Source organism: Caballeronia sordidicola (assembly GCF_002220365.1).
GTDB lineage: Bacteria > Pseudomonadota > Gammaproteobacteria > Burkholderiales > Burkholderiaceae > Caballeronia > Caballeronia sordidicola_C.
In genome coordinates, this window is sequence record NZ_MTHB01000305.1 from 51,805 (window position 1) to 68,143 (window position 16,339).

At 60.2% G+C, this 16,339-nt stretch carries 16 protein-coding genes; 4 read left to right on the forward strand and 12 right to left on the reverse strand.

Annotated features, from left to right (window positions below; genetic code table 11):
- Positions 1-69 precede the first annotated feature (69 nt).
- A complete protein-coding gene (locus tag BSU04_RS44445; protein WP_089166611.1) occupies positions 70-1,440 on the forward strand; it encodes an ATP-binding protein in 1,371 nt (456 codons plus the stop codon).
- A complete protein-coding gene (locus tag BSU04_RS44450; RefSeq protein WP_089166514.1) occupies positions 1,437-1,979 on the forward strand; it encodes a response regulator transcription factor in 543 nt (180 codons plus the stop codon). The genes BSU04_RS44445 and BSU04_RS44450 overlap by 4 nt, the downstream gene beginning before the upstream one ends.
- Before the next feature lie 95 nt (positions 1,980-2,074).
- On the opposite strand, the gene hslU is transcribed toward BSU04_RS44450, so the two are convergent.
- The 9 genes from hslU to BSU04_RS44495 all read right to left on the reverse strand — a co-directional run bounded on the left by hslU (position 2,075) and on the right by BSU04_RS44495 (position 11,820).
- Positions 2,075-3,415: an ATP-dependent protease ATPase subunit HslU gene (gene hslU / locus BSU04_RS44455; protein WP_089166515.1), complete on the reverse strand. Its 1,341-nt coding sequence runs from the start codon at positions 3,413-3,415 to the stop codon at positions 2,075-2,077.
- Between the two features lie 42 nt (positions 3,416-3,457).
- Positions 3,458-3,994, reverse strand: a complete 537-nt coding sequence (gene hslV / locus BSU04_RS44460; protein ID WP_089166516.1) for an ATP-dependent protease subunit HslV — start codon at positions 3,992-3,994, stop codon at positions 3,458-3,460.
- A gap of 402 nt (positions 3,995-4,396) precedes the next feature.
- Positions 4,397-4,816: an RNA polymerase-binding protein DksA gene (gene dksA / locus BSU04_RS44465; protein ID WP_089166517.1), complete on the reverse strand. Its 420-nt coding sequence runs from the start codon at positions 4,814-4,816 to the stop codon at positions 4,397-4,399.
- 775 nt (positions 4,817-5,591) lie between these two features.
- Positions 5,592-6,677: a CobW family GTP-binding protein gene (locus tag BSU04_RS44470; RefSeq protein WP_089166518.1), complete on the reverse strand. Its 1,086-nt coding sequence runs from the start codon at positions 6,675-6,677 to the stop codon at positions 5,592-5,594.
- A gap of 184 nt (positions 6,678-6,861) precedes the next feature.
- The gene (locus BSU04_RS44475; protein ID WP_089166519.1) at positions 6,862-8,064 is read right to left on the reverse strand and encodes a class I SAM-dependent rRNA methyltransferase; all 1,203 of its coding nucleotides are present in this window, start codon (positions 8,062-8,064) and stop codon (positions 6,862-6,864) included.
- Between the two features lie 207 nt (positions 8,065-8,271).
- Positions 8,272-9,192: a tyrosine recombinase XerC gene (xerC, locus tag BSU04_RS44480; protein ID WP_089166520.1), complete on the reverse strand. Its 921-nt coding sequence runs from the start codon at positions 9,190-9,192 to the stop codon at positions 8,272-8,274.
- Between the two features lies 1 nt (position 9,193).
- A complete protein-coding gene (locus BSU04_RS44485) occupies positions 9,194-9,913 on the reverse strand; it encodes a DUF484 family protein (protein WP_089166613.1) in 720 nt (239 codons plus the stop codon).
- Between the two features lie 28 nt (positions 9,914-9,941).
- Entirely contained in the window at positions 9,942-10,826 is an 885-nt protein-coding gene (gene dapF / locus BSU04_RS44490) for a diaminopimelate epimerase (RefSeq protein ID WP_089166612.1), read from the reverse strand.
- A gap of 109 nt (positions 10,827-10,935) precedes the next feature.
- Positions 10,936-11,820, reverse strand: coding sequence for a lipid A biosynthesis lauroyl acyltransferase (locus BSU04_RS44495; RefSeq protein WP_089166521.1), 885 nt, complete (start codon positions 11,818-11,820; stop codon positions 10,936-10,938).
- Positions 11,821-12,113: 293 nt separating this feature from the next.
- Here BSU04_RS44495 and metK point away from each other — a divergent pair, with 293 nt between their 5' ends.
- Entirely contained in the window at positions 12,114-13,301 is a 1,188-nt protein-coding gene (gene metK, locus BSU04_RS44500; protein ID WP_089166522.1) for a methionine adenosyltransferase, read from the forward strand.
- 222 nt (positions 13,302-13,523) lie between these two features.
- Here metK and BSU04_RS48465 read toward each other — a convergent pair whose 3' ends face one another.
- Positions 13,524-13,883, reverse strand: coding sequence for a hypothetical protein (locus tag BSU04_RS48465; RefSeq protein ID WP_256983958.1), 360 nt, complete (start codon positions 13,881-13,883; stop codon positions 13,524-13,526).
- Positions 13,884-14,265: 382 nt separating this feature from the next.
- Between BSU04_RS48465 and BSU04_RS44510 the strand changes: the two genes are divergently transcribed.
- Complete coding sequence (locus BSU04_RS44510) at positions 14,266-15,030, forward strand: phytanoyl-CoA dioxygenase family protein (RefSeq protein WP_089166523.1); 765 nt, start codon at positions 14,266-14,268, stop codon at positions 15,028-15,030.
- A gap of 18 nt (positions 15,031-15,048) precedes the next feature.
- Here BSU04_RS44510 and BSU04_RS44515 read toward each other — a convergent pair whose 3' ends face one another.
- Positions 15,049-15,252, reverse strand: a complete 204-nt coding sequence (locus tag BSU04_RS44515; RefSeq protein WP_089166524.1) for a DUF3185 family protein — start codon at positions 15,250-15,252, stop codon at positions 15,049-15,051.
- 33 nt (positions 15,253-15,285) lie between these two features.
- Positions 15,286-16,125 (reverse strand): mechanosensitive ion channel family protein, encoded by an 840-nt coding sequence (locus BSU04_RS44520; RefSeq protein WP_089166525.1) that lies wholly within the window; start codon positions 16,123-16,125, stop codon positions 15,286-15,288.
- Positions 16,126-16,339 lie beyond the last annotated feature (214 nt).

The window sequence follows — 16,339 nt, forward strand, 5'->3', positions numbered from 1 at the left end:
TGGATGGTGCGGCAATCCCCTTTGTCCAACCATTAGACTAATCTGAAATTTGAGGTGAAATTCACCGCGATGCATCGAATAACGAACACAGGCCGCGTCAATCTCGGTCACCTGTTTTGGCTTCGCAGCCTTGCGATCATCGGTCAATTGGTGACCATTGCCGTCGTACAAGCCTTTTACGGTGCGCATCTCCCCTTAGCGGCCATGCTGACGATCGTCGCGCTGGAGGTATTGTTCAACGCACTGACATGGGTACGCGTTGCGCGCGCGCAGCCTGAAACGAATCTGGAACTGTTCGGGCAGCTCTGGGTGGATCTCGGCGCGCTGTCTGCGCTGCTGTTCCTGAGCGGCGGCGCCACGAATCCGTTTGTCACGCTCTACCTGCCTTCGTTGGCGATCGCCGCTGCCGTGCTGCCGTGGCGTCTCACAATCTGGCTCGCGTTGTTCGCGGTCGTCTGTTATTCACTGCTGACGGTCAGCTACGTGCCGCTGAACATGGAAGATCCGCTGAATTTGTTCGAATATTTCCGCATTGGGCTGTGGGTGAACTTCATGGTCAGCGTGGGGTTGATCGGCTGGTTCGTGGCGCGGATGTCTCGCGCGCTGCGAGCGCGGGATTTTGCGCTGGCCGATGCCCAGGAGCGGCTTCTGCGCGACGAGCGTGCCGTGGCGCTGGGTGTCCAGGCCGCAACGGTCGCACACGAAATCGGCACGCCGCTGTCGACCATCGCGATGCTCAGCGAGGAGTTACGCGACTCCGCTCGTCGCGACCCGCATCTCGCTCCCTATTGCGCCGATATCGAACTCCTCGAGCAGCAAATGACACTGTGCACGTCCGCCCTCGCGCGCCTGCGCAGCCGCGCGACCGGGCCTGCGCCGAGGCAACCACTGGATGACTGGCTGCATGGGTTCGTTGAACAATGGCGGCTGCGCCATCCGCACGTGCGTTTCGAGCTGGTTGAAGCGGAACATGAAGCGGAACATGAAGCGGAACATGAAGCCGAGGAGCACAAGCGCGCGGGGCTGTTTCTCAGCGATCCCGTCGCGGTAGGGCAAATACTGACCATTCTGCTGGATAATGCGGCGCGGGCCAGCAGCGATTCGGTGACGCTGATGACGTCGGCGAGCCGGCATCTTGGCGAACCCGTGATTCAATTCGATGTCCGCGATCAAGGCCCTGGCATTCCAGCGGCATTGCGGGGTTCGCTCGGCGCGATGCCCGTCGACAGTACGCAAGGCGGCCACGGTGTCGGCTTGTATCTGGCATTCTCAGCGGCAACGCGGCTTGGCGGGTCGATCGAGCTCACGCCAGCCAGCCCGCACGGTACGCACGCCATCCTGCGTCTCGCCGACACAAGCGCCCCCGAATCGCGGGAAAAAGCAGCAAGGACGGGCCGCGGCGGCGTCGCCGCTTCCGTCACTACGGAGAAAAGAGCATGAGCGATACAAATTTTTTGGTCATCGACGACGATGAAGTTTTCTCGGGTATCCTCGCGCGCGGTCTGACGCGGCGCGGCTATACGCCGCATCAGGCACACGACGCGGCGACGGCGTTGAGATTGGCGAACACGCAGAAGTTCAGCCAGATCACCGTCGACCTGCACCTCGGCAACGATTCCGGGTTGACGCTTGTCGCGCCCTTGCGCGATCTTCAGCCCGATGCACGGATTCTCGTGCTGACGGGTTATGCGAGTATCGCGACGGCGGTTCAGGCCGTGAAAGACGGCGCCGATAACTATCTGGCCAAGCCGGCGAACGTGGAGACAATCCTGTCCGCGCTGCAGGAGGAGGCCAGCGAGCAGACGGCCGAAGAAGCTATCGAGCACCCGGCGCTGCTGTCGGTCGCGCGGCTGGAGTGGGAGCATATCCAGCGCGTGCTGGCCGAGAACAGCGGCAATATTTCAGCCACGGCGCGAGCGTTGAACATGCATCGGCGGACATTGCAGCGCAAGCTGGCGAAGAAACCCGTGCGGCAATAAACGTTATCCAGAACGTAAAAGGGCGGCTCCCAAATTCAGCGAGTGACTGAAATTGGGAGCCGCCCTTTCCTGACTGGATCGCCTGCTGGATTCCGTTACAGCACGTAGCGCGACAAATCCTCGTCTTCGGCTACATCGTTCAGCGCTTTATCGACGTAAGCGGCGTCGATCCTCACCGGATGACCCGTGTGATTGCCCGCCGCGAACGACACTTCCTCAAGCAACTTTTCGATCACGGTATAAAGCCGCCGCGCACCGATATTTTCGGTCTTCTCGTTCACCGAAAACGCAATCTCGGCCATCCGGCGAATACCGTCCGTGCTGAAATCCAGCTCGACGTCTTCCGTTGCCAGGAGTGCCGTGTACTGCTTCACAAGACTGGCGTCGGTCGTATTCAGAATGGACTCGAAATCCTCCACGGACAGCGAATCCAGCTCGACGCGAATCGGAAAACGCCCTTGCAGTTCGGGAATCAGATCGCTCGGCTTGGCCAGATGGAATGCACCACTGGCGATAAACAGGATGTGATCGGTCTTGATCATCCCGTATTTCGTATTGATGGTCGTGCCTTCCACGAGCGGCAGCAAGTCGCGCTGCACACCGGCCCGCGACACTTCCGCGCCACCCGTCTCACTACGCGAAGCGATCTTGTCGATCTCGTCCAGGAACACGATGCCGTTCTGCTCGACATTCTGAATGGCCTTGGTCTTGACCTCGTCGTCGTTGAGCAGCTTGCCGGCTTCTTCGTCGGTGAGCATCTTCAGCGCGTCCTTGACCTTCACCTTGCGCTGCGTCTTCTTGCCGCCGCCGATATTCGCAAACATGGAACGGATCTGGTCGGTCATTTCCTCCATGCCCGGCGGCCCCATGATGTCCATGCTTGGCTGCGGCGCTTCGATGTCGATCTCCACTTCCTTGTCGTCGAGCAGACCTTCGCGCAGGCGCTTGCGGAACGTCTGGCGCGTGCTGTTCGCGCTGTCGTCCTGCAACTCGGCCGTGCCGAAACCCGCCGCTGGCCGCGCGCTTGGCAGCAGGATGTCCAGGATCCGGTCCTCGGCGCGGTCGATTGCACGCGAACGTACCTTGCGCATCTCGGATTCACGCGTCTGCTTGATCGAAATTTCGATCAGGTCACGCACGATGCTGTCCACATCGCGACCCACGTAGCCGACCTCGGTGAACTTCGTTGCTTCGATCTTGATGAACGGCGCGTCGGCGAGCTTCGCCAGACGCCGCGCGATTTCCGTCTTGCCGACGCCGGTCGGTCCGATCATCAAGATGTTCTTCGGGGTGATTTCCTGGCGCAGCGGTTCGGCGACCTGCTGGCGGCGCCACCGGTTGCGCAGCGCCACAGCGACCGCTTTTTTCGCGCGGCCCTGGCCGATGATGTGTTTATCGAGTTCCGAGACGATCTCGGCGGGAGTCATGGTGGTCATCGTTGGTCCTTGTCCTGTGCTCGCGAATACGCGAAAACGGTGTTACTCGATCGTCTCGATGACGCGATTGTGATTCGTGTAAATGCACATGTCGCCCGCGATTGTCAGGGCCTTTTCGACGATATCGCGCGGCGAGAGTTCGGTGTTTTCGGTGAGTGCCTGCGCCGCGGCCTGCGCATACGCACCGCCCGAACCAATCGCGCAAATGCCGTTTTCCGGATCGAGCACGTCGCCGTTACCCGTGATGACGAGGGTAGTTTGCGCGTCGGCGGCAATCAGCATGGCTTCCAGCCGGCGCAACATGCGGTCCGTGCGCCAGTCTTTTGCGAGCTCGACGGCCGCGCGCGTCAGGTTGCCCTGGTGTTTTTCGAGCTTGGCTTCGAAGCGGTCGAGGAGCGAAAACGCGTCGGCCGTGCCGCCCGCGAAACCGACCAGGACCTTGCCGCCATAGATGCGGCGCACTTTCTTCGCGCCGCCTTTCATCACGATATTGCCGAGGGTGACCTGGCCGTCGCCACCGAGGGCGACCTTGTCGCCGCGTCGTACGGAGACAATAGTCGTGCCGTGAAATTGTTCCATGTGCATTCCTTTGAAAGCGGAGTGGGCGCGGCAGCCGGAAGACCTGTGTGCCGCCGCGCCGCCGGGAATCCTGTGGGAGCGTGAGGAGCCCGGGCGCGCTCCAATGTTGCGCTCGAACGGGCTCTAGCCACGCCCGCGCCACGAAAGCGCGTCCAGTTCATTTTAGGGCGTGGCGGAATTTATCAAGACGCTTCTTGCGGCATCTTGTGCGCAACGGCGTTTGGCCTCGCCAGGCTTACGGAATAAGCCTCTCCGGGTGAAAACGGTGCGCAAAAACAAAAAGGCACACGATTTTTCGTGTGCCTTTTGGATTTTCAAGCGCTTTCCAGTCTCTTCGATACAAATCCCGGCCGGCAGGTTTCCCGCCGCGGCGCAGGCCGCAGCGCACGCCGTGCCGGCAGATCAGTCGCCGAACAGCTTCTGGCGCAATTCGCGTCGTTCCTGCGCTTCGAGCGAGAGCGTAGCCGTCGGGCGCGCGATCAGGCGCGGAATGCCGATCGGCTCGCCCGTTTCCTCGCACCAGCCGTAATCGCCGGACTCGATACGCGCAAGCGACTGCTGCACTTTCTTCAGCAGCTTGCGTTCGCGGTCGCGCGTGCGCAGTTCGAGGGCGTGTTCTTCCTCGATCGTCGCGCGATCAGCCGGATCCGGAACGATGACGGTTTCCCGCAGGTTTTCCGTCGTCTGGCCCGCATTCTTGAGAATGTCGGCCTGCAACTGTTCCAGTCGGACCCTGAAGAACGCGAGTTGATCCTCGTTCATGTAATCCTTGTCGGCCATCTTCTGGATTTCGTCTTCAGTCAACAATCGTTTCGTCGTCATCTGGCTTGCTTCTTCAATGTGGGGCGATGTCGTTCGCCATCTTCGCGGTCGCTCGCCGCGCTCGCCGCCGCCGTAGTTCGGTTTACCCGCACTTCGGCGATACTCGCCAACAATTACTGCATGCACTTACTACGCTAAACGGGCTGCGACTCTCGCGGCGCTGGATGGCGCCATGTGGGGCCAGTTTCATCTAGACCACTGCATCTAGACCGATTCGTCTGGACTGATTTTCAAGCGATTCGACGGTGTCCGATGTTCGGAACAGCACCTTACTTTCCACTTCCACTCTCTCGCCAGGTTTGCAATACAACGGTGACATGTTGCTCGCGGCGCCGGCGGGAGCGCTTTTCAGACTCTTTTCGGTAGAACTTGCGCCGGGCTTTGTAGTCAAGGCTTGGCGGTGTACCGGCTTCTCCAGTGGGGCTGTATTGTAACTGAATCGCAAATGCGCACTACACCCAAGCAAAACACTGGCGCGATTCGTTCGTTATCTCAAAAATATAACGCGCTGACGTTTAAAAAGCGATGGTTCTTGGTGGGTGTGAACACATATTGCAACGACGTTGATCGCGAAAAAGCGCCGGCTCCCAGAGGCGCAGCGATTTTAGCCTCGCTAGCGCGTCGCAATGGTTGCGCTTCGGGTGAGAAATAGCGAGAACTGTGCCGAAAACGGAGGGTTGCATTGAGCGGCGGCGCAAAGCCGCCATGTGAGGGCTTCGCGTTTCGCCGGTTTCTTCGGGTTTTTCGGTCTCTTCAGCGTAATCAGCTTCTTCGATCAGACCAGGCAGGCGTTCAGCCCGTCGATGATCAAATCCTGCGGCAGTTCAATGCCAATGAACACCATCTTGCTGTTCTTCTTTTCGATCGGTTGCCATTTCGCTGCAAGATCGCTGCCCATCATCTGATGCACGCCTTGGAACACGACCTTGCGATCGACACCCTTCATATACAGCACGCCCTTGTATCGCAGCAGGCGTTCGCCGTAGATCTGCAGGATGCCGCCAAGGAAATCTTCGAGCCGGTTGGGATCGAAGGCGCGGTCGCTGCGGAATACAAACGACTTGATCTTGTCGTCGTGATGCGCGTGGTGGTGATTCGCGTGGCCATGCTCATGGTCATGGCTGTGATCGTGGCCGCAGGTGGCGTGGTCGTGATCGTCGTCGTGCGCGTGGTCGTGACCGGCGTGGTCGTGATCATGCGCGTGATCGTCTTCCGCCAGGAAATCCGGGTCGATTTCGAGCTTCGAGTTCAGGTTGAAGCCGCGCAGATCGAAGATTTCCTTGATGTCCGCTTCGCCGAAGTTCACCACTTTGATCGCGGCGCGCGGGTTCATGTGAACCAACCGGTGCTTGAGTGCGTCGAGTGCGGCAGCGTCGACCAGATCCGACTTCGTGATGAACAGACGGTCGGCGAAACCTACCTGGCGCTGCACGACTTCGTGCTCGTCAAGCTGATGGTTGGCGTGCTTTGCATCGACCAGCGTGATGATTGCGTCGAGCAGGAATTCGTCGGCGATGGCGTTGTCCATGAAGAACGTTTGAGCGACCGGGCCAGGATTTGCCAAGCCGGTTGTCTCGATCACCACGCGATCGAAGTTCAGCGTGCCGGCCTTCTTGCGGTCGGCGAGGTCTTCAAGCGCGCGCGCCAAGTCGCCGCGGATCGTGCAGCAGATACAACCGTTGCTCATCTGGATGATCTGCTCGTTCGTTTCCTGGACGAGGATCTCGTTGTCAATATTCTCTTCGCCGAACTCGTTCTCGATCACGGCGATCTTCATGCCGTGTTTGTCGTTCAGGATGCGCTTGAGCAACGTGGTTTTGCCGCTGCCCAGAAAGCCGGTCAGGATGGTAACGGGAATCATGGTGGTCGCCCTGTTCTTTAAAGTCGAAGGATCGTGCGGCATGTTTTAGGGATGCAGGCGCGGTCTGTGGCGCCTGCGCATCGCCCGAAAACATGCGGTCGGTCGATTATTGAAACATATTTGTCAAGCGGGCGCTCTGTGCACCCCTGAACGCGCGCTGTCCGAAGCGCTCAACTATGGGCGATCACGCGATTTGCAACAATAGGCCTTTCAGATATTCCCCTTCGGGAAACGCGGTTAAAAGCGGGTGATCGACGCCTGCTCCCAGGCGCTTCAGGATACGCGCGTCAACTTTCGCATCGGCCGCGGCGCCTGCCACGATCTTCTGGAACAGATCGGCGTCAATAGCGCCCGAGCACGAGTAGGTGAACAGCAGGCCGCCCGGGCGCAACAGCCTGAAGCCGGTCAGGTTGATGTCCTTGTACGCACGCGCGGCGCGGTCCACGTGTTCCCGTGAAGGCGCGAACTTGGGCGGATCGAGCACGATCAGGTCGAAGCGCTCGCCTTGCTCATGCAAGCGGCGCAAGGTCTTGAATGCGTCGGCGTCGAGCCATTCGGCGCACTGCGCATCGAAACCATTCGCCGTGACGTTTTGCTGGGCGAGGACCAGCGCGTCGCCGGAGGAATCAATCGATACCACGCGCTTTGCTCCGCCCTTCAACGCCGCCAGCGAAAAACCGCCGGTGTAGCAGAAGCAGTTGAGAACGTCGCGGTCGCTGGCGTATTGACGCACGAGCGCGCGATTGTCGCGTTGATCGACGTAGAAGCCCGTTTTATGGCCCCGTTCGACGTCGATGTGATACCGCACGCCGCCTTCGTTCGCGATCAGGGTAGCCGGGGGCGGATCGCCGGCCAGCACGCCAGTGATCTGTTCGAGCCCTTCCTTCTGCCGGATCGACACGTCCGAGCGTTCGTATACGTTGGGGCAGCCTGTCGCGCCGATCAGCGCCTGCACGATCGCCTCTTTCCAGTGTTCCACGCCCGTTGCCATGAACTGGCAGACCAGCTGGCCACGCTGGCTTTCATCGTCCGCGATGTAGTAATCGACAATCAAGCCCGGCAGCCCGTCCGCTTCGCCGAAAATCAGCCGTGTGGCGCCGGTGTCGCGCACCATTGTCTGCCGGTGCGCGATCGCCCGCTGTACACGCCGCTTGAAAAACGCGTGATCGATGGGCTCGCTTTCGTCGAAACTCCAGACACGGGCGCGAATTTGCGAGATCGGGCTGTAAGACGCGCGAGCCAGGAAGCGGCCATCGTGGGCGCGGATCAGCACGGTTGCACCGGGCGCGGGCTTGCCTTCCACATGTTCGATCGCGTTGGCATAGATCCACGGATGGCGGCGCACAAGCGACTTGTCTTTCGCCGGTTTCAGCGTAATGGTGTTCATTCGGGTCTTCGGTGAAAGCGCTGACTGGACGGGGAAGTAAAGGCTGGGAGGGTTCGGGCCGCGTTTCTGTTTCTGTTTGCGGCGAGAGAATCTGGCGGTTACGCCGGTTGAGCCGGTTGAGCCGGTTACGCCGGTTTCACGGTGAGTCGGCCACGTTTTTGGGCGTAGCGGCGCGCCCGAATCTTCTTGCTTTGCAGCCTTACAGACTTAGTCGCGTTTTTTTGCACGCGGATGCGTTTGGTCGTAGACGCGGGCCAGATGCTGGAAATCGAGCGACGTATAAACCTGCGTGGCCGCGATACTGGCGTGGCCGAGCAGTTCCTGCACCGCCCGAAGGTCGCCGCTGGATTGCAGCACGTGCGTGGCGAACGAATGCCGCAAGACGTGCGGATGCACATTGGATGGCACGCCAGCCAGCAAAGCCATGCGTTTTACCCGATCACGCACCACGTTCGGAGACATCCGGTTGCCGCGCACAGACAGAAACAGCGCGTGAGGATCGTCTTTCACAAATAGCCCGCGCACTTCAATCCACGCGCGCAGCGCGGTGATCGCCTTGCTGCCCACGGGCACCGACCGCCGCCGGTTTCCCTTGCCCAGCACATTGACTTCGGTGCTGGCGAGGTCGAGCCAGCCGGCCGAGGAATACCCTTCGGACTGCACGAAACGCACGTCCAGCCCGACCAGTTCGGCGAGCCGCAAGCCGGACGAATAGAACAGTTCGAGTATGGCGTGGTCCCGCAGCGCTTCGGGCGTGTCGGCCTGGGGCGCTTCCATCAGCGCGTTGGCGTCGTCGACGGAAAGCGCCTTGGGCAGGGACTTCGCGCGTTTCGGCGCGCGCACGGTCGCAACCGGATTGGCCTGCATTTCAACCTGCTCAGCAAGCCACCGATAAAACGCCCGCCACGCCGACAACCGATGCGCAATCGAGCGCGCCGACAACCCGCCGCCGTGAGCACGCGCTACAGCGCCACGCATGTCGCTGGCGGTCAACGACTCCAGCGCCCGGCCGTTGGCCAGCTTCTTCAGCTCGTCGAGTTCGTGCGTATAACCGCGCAACGTGTGGTCCGATAACCGCCGCTCGTGCTCGAGCATCGACAGATAGGCGGTTACCGGATCGTCGGTCATGTCAGTGGGGCAACAAGCGGCTGAGCGCGGCGCTGGCAAGCGTGCCGATCTGCGTAAGGAAGTCGGTGGCCATGCCTTCGTGAAACCGGCGCGGATCGGGCGACCCCATGACCAGCAAGCCGAACGCGGGCGCTTCGGGGCCGGCCGATGGATCACGCAGCGCGAGCAGCGCGATGGATTCCGTAGTGTTGGCGGTATCGACGACACCATCCGTTGTAGCCGATGCCACCGAGACCGAACTCGCCGATGTCAGCCATTGGGCCGCCTCGAAGCCGGTGTTCGGCCCGCAATACGGGGTGGTCAGGCCGCTCGTGAAAGAGCGGACTTCCTCGCTCGTAGTTCGCGCGAATTCGGCTTGCGCGTACGGTTCTGCGACATCCCACACGCGCAGAGCGGCTTGCGGCACCTCGAAGATTTCACACAGGCCGGCGGGAATGGTTTTCGGCAGCGCGTGCGGATCGCGCTCGGACATGACCCGAATTGTCCATCGATGAAACTTCGCGGCAATGCTGTCGTTCTCATGTCCGTAACGAAGCAGTTCGGCCAACCGGCGTTCGATCTGCTTGTTCTTGTCGCGCAGCATTTGCATCTGACGCTCCTGCAGCGACACCGCGGACTTGCCATGCGGATTGGACAGCCGGATCGCGCTCAGCAACTCGGCATGCTCGGCAAAGAAATCCGGATTGGCGATCAGGTAGTCGGCGACTTCACGTTCGTTCATAGTATCGGGCAGCATCGGGTTCCTGACGTCAGTCGGCGTGAGCGAGTTGGGGATCAAGCTCGATCACGCCTTCGAATACGGTGGTGGCGGGGCCGGCCATGAAAAGCGGGGCCGCGGCGTTGTGCGCGCCATCCCAGGCGATGGTCAGCATGCCGCCATGAGTCTGGACCTGCACCGGCGAGTCGAGCAGACCGCGCCGGATACCTGCCGCGACCGCCGCGCATGCGCCCGTGCCGCACGCCAGGGTTTCGCCCGCGCCGCGTTCGAAAACGCGCAGTTTCGCCGCGCCACGATTCACGATCTGCATGAATCCAGCGTTTACTCGATTCGGAAAGCGCGCGTGATGTTCGATCACCGGTCCTTCGATCAGCACCGGCGCATTTTCCACGTCGGCCACGATCTGTACGGCATGTGGATTACCCATTGATACCACCGAGACCCAGCGTGTTTCACCGTGCACTGCGAGCGGCCAGAGGGTGTCGGCGCCTTCGGCGCGGCCTTGCAAACCTTCCACGTCGAACGGCACCAAGGCAGGTTCGAACTCCGGGCGGCCCATGTCTGCCACCACGTCGCCGTTCTCCTGCATGGTCAGCACGATCACGCCTTGATGGACCTCTACGCGAACGCTCGTCTTGCTGGTGAGGCCCCGGTCGCGCACGAACTTCACGAAGCAGCGTGCGCCGTTGCCGCAATGCTCCACTTCGCCGCCGTCGCAATTGAAGATGCGGTACTTGAAATCAACGCCTTCAATGTCTGGCTTTTCGACCAGCAGCAACTGATCCGCGCCGACGCCGAAATGCCGGTCCGCGAGCGCGCGCACTTGGGCTGCGTTCAGCGAGAGCGGTTTCGAGTAGCCGTCGAGCACGACAAAGTCGTTGCCCGCGCCGTGCATTTTGGTGAATTCGAGTTTCATGACGCTATTGTAAGTGACCCGCAGCAAGGGCATCCACTAGACCGAACGGGCGATGAGCCCGATCCTGTGTAGCAATAGCGCATTGTTTCCCGGAGACTGCTACTAGCCGTCAATAAAAGCCCGGTTCGCCCGGCGGTCGCGTCTTGAAGCGCTTGTGCACCCAGTAATACTGCTCGGGCATCAGCCGGACCTGATCTTCAAGGAACGCGTTCATGCGGCGGGCGTCGGCTGCATCGTCGCCGGTCGGGTAGTTGTCCCACGGCTTGAACACCCGCAGCCGGTAACCCTTGTAGTTCGGCAGCACTTCGCCCACGAACGGCATGATTTGCGCATGTCCGGTCTTGGCCAGGCGGCCAACCGCTGTCAGCGTGCAGGCTTGCACGCCGAAGAACGGCACGAACGTGGAATTGCGCATGCCGTAGTCCATGTCGGCTCCTAGCATGACCGGTTTGCGATCACGCAGCCAGCGCAGCACGATTCGCGCGCTGTCCGCGCGGCTGGCCATTTCGGCGTCGAAACGGCCACGCTGCTTCTTTGCGATGTCGTCGAGCGCTTTGTTCGACATCGGCTGATACAGGGATCCGCAGGTTCGGTGCAGCGAGTAGTTGATCCACACCGAAGCCGCCTCGATGGCGACAAAGTGAAAACCGAGCAACAAAGTGGGCGGCATGTCCGGATCGAGAAGGTCGACTTCGCTGTCCACCTGAATCAGCTTGGCGAGTTTCTCCGCCGAGCCGAACCATTGCACGCTGCGCTCCACGTAACTGCGTATCGCGTGCCGGAAATGCTTCTGAGCGACTTCTTCCCGGCGCTCGGATGTCCACTCGGGGAAACACAGGCTGAGATTGATATGCACAATGCGTTTTCTGTGGCTCGGGACTTGATAAAGCAGCCAGCCGAGACCATCGCCGAAACGTGCGGTGATGCCGTAGGGAATGCGCGCGAGCAGTTTCAGGAAGCCCACTGCGAGGGCGACGCCAATGCGACCTAACATGTGACGCTCCCAAGGGGCCGGAAGAGGGGTGTTCGACTTTGCCGGGGAGCGTTCCGGGCATGATGCGGGTGAGGGTATGTCTTGATCGGCAGCAAACGTTCGGCTCTGTGACAAAAGTGAGAAGCCGCTATAATAAAACCTTCGCCGAGTTAATGGACAACTTGCGGGGCGAAGCTGGAAAGTGTTTAACGGCGCTTTCCGGACCATGTTTTCCGCTAAAGCGTCGCCGCTTCAGACTCCAGACGAAGCCGGCTACGTGAGCAACTTACCCGTACTCAAATGGAGTCTGAAGCGTGTCAAACGATTACTTCTTTACCTCTGAATCCGTCTCTGAAGGCCACCCGGACAAGGTAGCCGACCAGATCTCCGACGCCATCCTCGACGCCATCCTGGCGCAGGACAAATATTCGCGTGTCGCGGCCGAAACCCTCTGCAACACGGGTCTTGTCGTTCTGGCGGGCGAAATCACCACGCAGGCGAACGTCGACTACATCCAGGTCGCGCGTGACACCATCAAGCGTATTGGCTACGACAATACGGAATACGGCATCGACTATCGCGGTTGCGCGGTGCTCGTGGCGTATGACAAACAGTCGCGGGACATTGCGCAAGGCGTGGACGCCGCTCATGACGACAACCTCGATCAGGGCGCCGGCGACCAAGGGCTGATGTTCGGCTACGCATGCGACGAAACGCCCGAGCTGATGCCGCTGCCTATTCACCTGGCGCACCGGCTAGTCGAGCGCCAGGCGAATATGCGTCGCGACGGCCGTTTGAACTGGCTGCGCCCGGACGCGAAATCCCAAGTGACCGTGCGCTATGTGGATGGCAAGGCGCACAGCATCGACACCGTCGTGCTCTCCACGCAACATGCGCCAGACATTGAACTGAAGGCGCTGCGTGAAGCCGTGATCGAAGAGATCATCAAGCCGGTCCTGCCGGCAGAGCTGATCAAGGGCGACATCAAGTTCCTGGTCAATCCGACCGGACGTTTTGTAATCGGCGGTCCGCAAGGCGATTGCGGATTGACGGGTCGCAAGATCATCGTCGACACATACGGTGGCGCGGCACCTCATGGCGGCGGCGCGTTCTCGGGCAAGGACCCGTCGAAGGTCGACCGTTCGGCAGCGTATGCTGGCCGGTATGTCGCGAAGAACATTGTCGCGGCAGGGCTGGCTTCGCGTTGCCTGATCCAGGTGTCCTACGCAATTGGCGTGGCGCGTCCGACTTCGGTCATGGTCAACACGTTCGGCACGGGCCGCGTGTCGGATGCAAGGATCCAGGAGCTCGTGCTCGAGCATTTTGACCTGCGTCCGAAGGGCATCATCCAGATGCTCGACCTGCTGCGTCCTATCTATGAGAAGTCGGCAGCGTATGGTCACTTTGGCCGCGAAGAGCCGGAATTCTCGTGGGAAGCCACGGACAAGGCGCTGCTGCTGGCGGAAGCCGCCGGTACGGAACCGGTTGTTGAAACGGCCTGAGTTTCTGGTTTGAGTAGGTAAAAAGCCCGCTGAGCGTGACGCTCAGCGGGCTTTTTTGTGACGGCGCCGTTGTCGCGGATCGTCTGCAATAGGGCGTCGACCCTATCTCAGCGGGTTCAACCGCAGGCGCAGCGCGCCAACTTCATCCAACGATGATGGCGGCGAACAGCGCACGCATAAAGAAAGCGGGGCCGGATTTCAGCTTTGCGTCTTCAGGAATATTCAGCGGGCAGCAAACGCAAACCATCCGTCGCTAGTTGAAAGCCTGCGCGGACGACGGCTCGTCGTATTAATGACTCCGGGTGCCAATTTCAATTTAGCGACGGGCGCGTGCAATTGCGTAGGTTTGCGCAATAGCGCTTTAAATGCGGCCTGTCGCGATGCCGCCCTTAATCGCAGATTCGAAAAAAATCCGTGAAACCAAGAGCGAATGCCATCGACAGGATGGGTATTCCTGAATTGTCCCGCGAGCAATTGAGTGCGTGCGGAATGATGGCGTAAGGCCCGAACAACGCTGCGTCCGGCAGGACGTGCAGCGCGGACGGCGGCACGGGTAAGACGATTCGTGAAATGGATATTCATGGATTTCACAGGCTCGGGTTCGCAATGGCTGCAACCCGACATTAGTCGGATCAAAAAAAGCGTTCAACAGTTTGATCGATTGAACACAATAAAAGTTGCGAGCTTGAAGCGCGCACTTATTTAATAGATTTTCATCGAAAGGGATTTTCGATGGGCTCTCTCAATGCACGACGGCAGGTTATAGAAGAAATGTTACTGCCGGAAGTCGGCATTTTCCCGAACGGGGGTTCAAGCAAATGTTCGATGGCCCGAAACCCGCAGGACGAAGCGCTGGACGGCCCGGGCGATTTACAATTGATGTATTCGCCCTAATTAGCCGGTTTCCTTACAGGATGGTTGCCTGATGAAGCCAGCCGGCCAGATGCTTTCCCTGTGAGTCGATATGCCGAATCAATCGAAGTTGGAACAAGTCCGCGCGTTGCGTGAGAACGGCTATGTGGTGGTGCCTGGCCTGCTCACGCCGGAGCGCTGCGAAGCCATGCGTGGCGTGGCGCGGCAGCAGTTGGTGGAAGCGGCGGCACCGGTGGAGTTCGAAGTCGACCTGCAATACCCCGGCGCGCCGAATTCGAAAGATGCGCCCGGTGGACACACCGTGCGACGCTTGCTCGATGCATACGGGCGCGATCCGCGTTTCGCCGCTTGGGCCACGTCGCCCGATGTGCGCGGCTGGATGGAGGTGTATTTCGGCGAGACGCCGACGCTTTCTCGCGCTCATCACAACTGCGTGATGACGAAACATCCCGCTTACGGCAGCCTGACCGGCTGGCACCGCGACGTGCGTTATTGGAACTTCGAGCGAGACGATTTGGTGTCGGCGTGGGTTGCGCTGGGTAACGAGACGGTCGAAAACGGCGCCTTGTGGTTCGTGCCGATGTCGCACAAATTGCCGTTCACGTCCGAACGTTTCGATAAAGCCAAGTTCTTTCGTTCCGATCTGCCCGAGAACGAAGTGCTGATTCGCAGCGCGGTATCGCCGAAACTCAATGCCGGCGACGTCGTGTTCTTCCACTGCAACACGCTGCATTCGGCCGGCAAGAATCTCACCGATCAGGTGAAATTCTCGCTGGTCTACACCTTTCGTGGCGCCAGCAACTTGCCGTTGCCGGGTACGCGGTCGGCGTCGATGGAAGACGTGCCCCTTATTTGACGCCTGGGCCTGGACGCGTCAGCGCTTGCCCGGGACCGCCAGGCCGATCAACCCGGCCAGCATGGCGACCATGCCGCCCGCGATCAACCAGATCGTCTTGTTCGTGGGCGAGCCGGTGAAGAAACGCGAGACGTCGTTGCTCAGCGAATGGAATGACTGGCCGCCGAAATACAGCAGCACGACGCCGCCTACGATCAGCGCAATGGAAATCGCCTTGGTCATGAAAATCTCTTCAATGTGCGGACGGCAAGCTTATTAGGGCTTGGCCGCAGCGTCCAGCGCCGCATCAGTTCCAGGCGCGGGCGGCTTCTGGGCTGGCTTCATCCCCGGCTTGATCTGGCGCAGCAAGTCGGCCTGCACGCTCGCGTACTCGGTCCGCTTCGTCCAGACAGCGACATTCAGTTTCACGCCGGTATCGGTGTAGTCGGAGACCGCGATCCACGGTTTGGTCTTTTCGTCGTTGATGATGCGCGGATCGGTTTCCACAATCCGATGCAGCGACGCCAGCGATTCCTCGATATTTTGATCCTCCGGGATGATCACATTCAGCACCACGCGGCGGCGATCGTTCGCGGTGAAGTTGGTGACCGGGTTCGCCCAGATCGTGCTGTTCGGCACGAACATGATGACGCCGTCGTTTTTGGTCAGACGAGTGCTGAACAAGCCGATCTCGTTCACGGTTCCAGCCGTCGCGCCGGCTCCTTCAATGTAGTCGCCCACCTTGAACGGCCGCAGCAGCAACAGCATCAAACCGGCTGCAATATTCTGCAACGTGCCTTGCAATGCCAGGCCAATAGCCAGTCCGGCCGCGCCGAGCACGGTCAGGATGCTGGCCGCCGCGACGCCAAATTTGCCCAGCGCCGCAACAATGGCGACCACCCGGATCGCCCATTGCACCAGGCTTGCCATCACCGGCGTGAACGTCGCGTCCGCGTTCGTGCGGCCGAGCGCGCGTTTCACTGCGTTCGCAACACGGTTCGATACCCACCAGCCGACCAGCAATATCAGTATGGCCATCAGGATGTCGAAGCCATAGGTCACGCCTGCCGTCAGCAAGAAATTGTAGACGGGGCGTAGTTTGTCCAGCGGGTCCATGAAACTTCTCCTCATTCGAATGAACAGAGTTGGGCTGGGTCCGCCCCCTAATCGTTCCCCTTGCTGGCCATTTGGTCGTGTCCCGAATATCGGGATAGCCTTGAAGTCTTTCGGGTCAAGCCTGACGCGAGTTCGCGCGATTCGCTAACATGACGGACCCGGCGCACGTCAGACGACATGTCCCACGCGATTGTTGCCAGCCTGTGCTTACAAA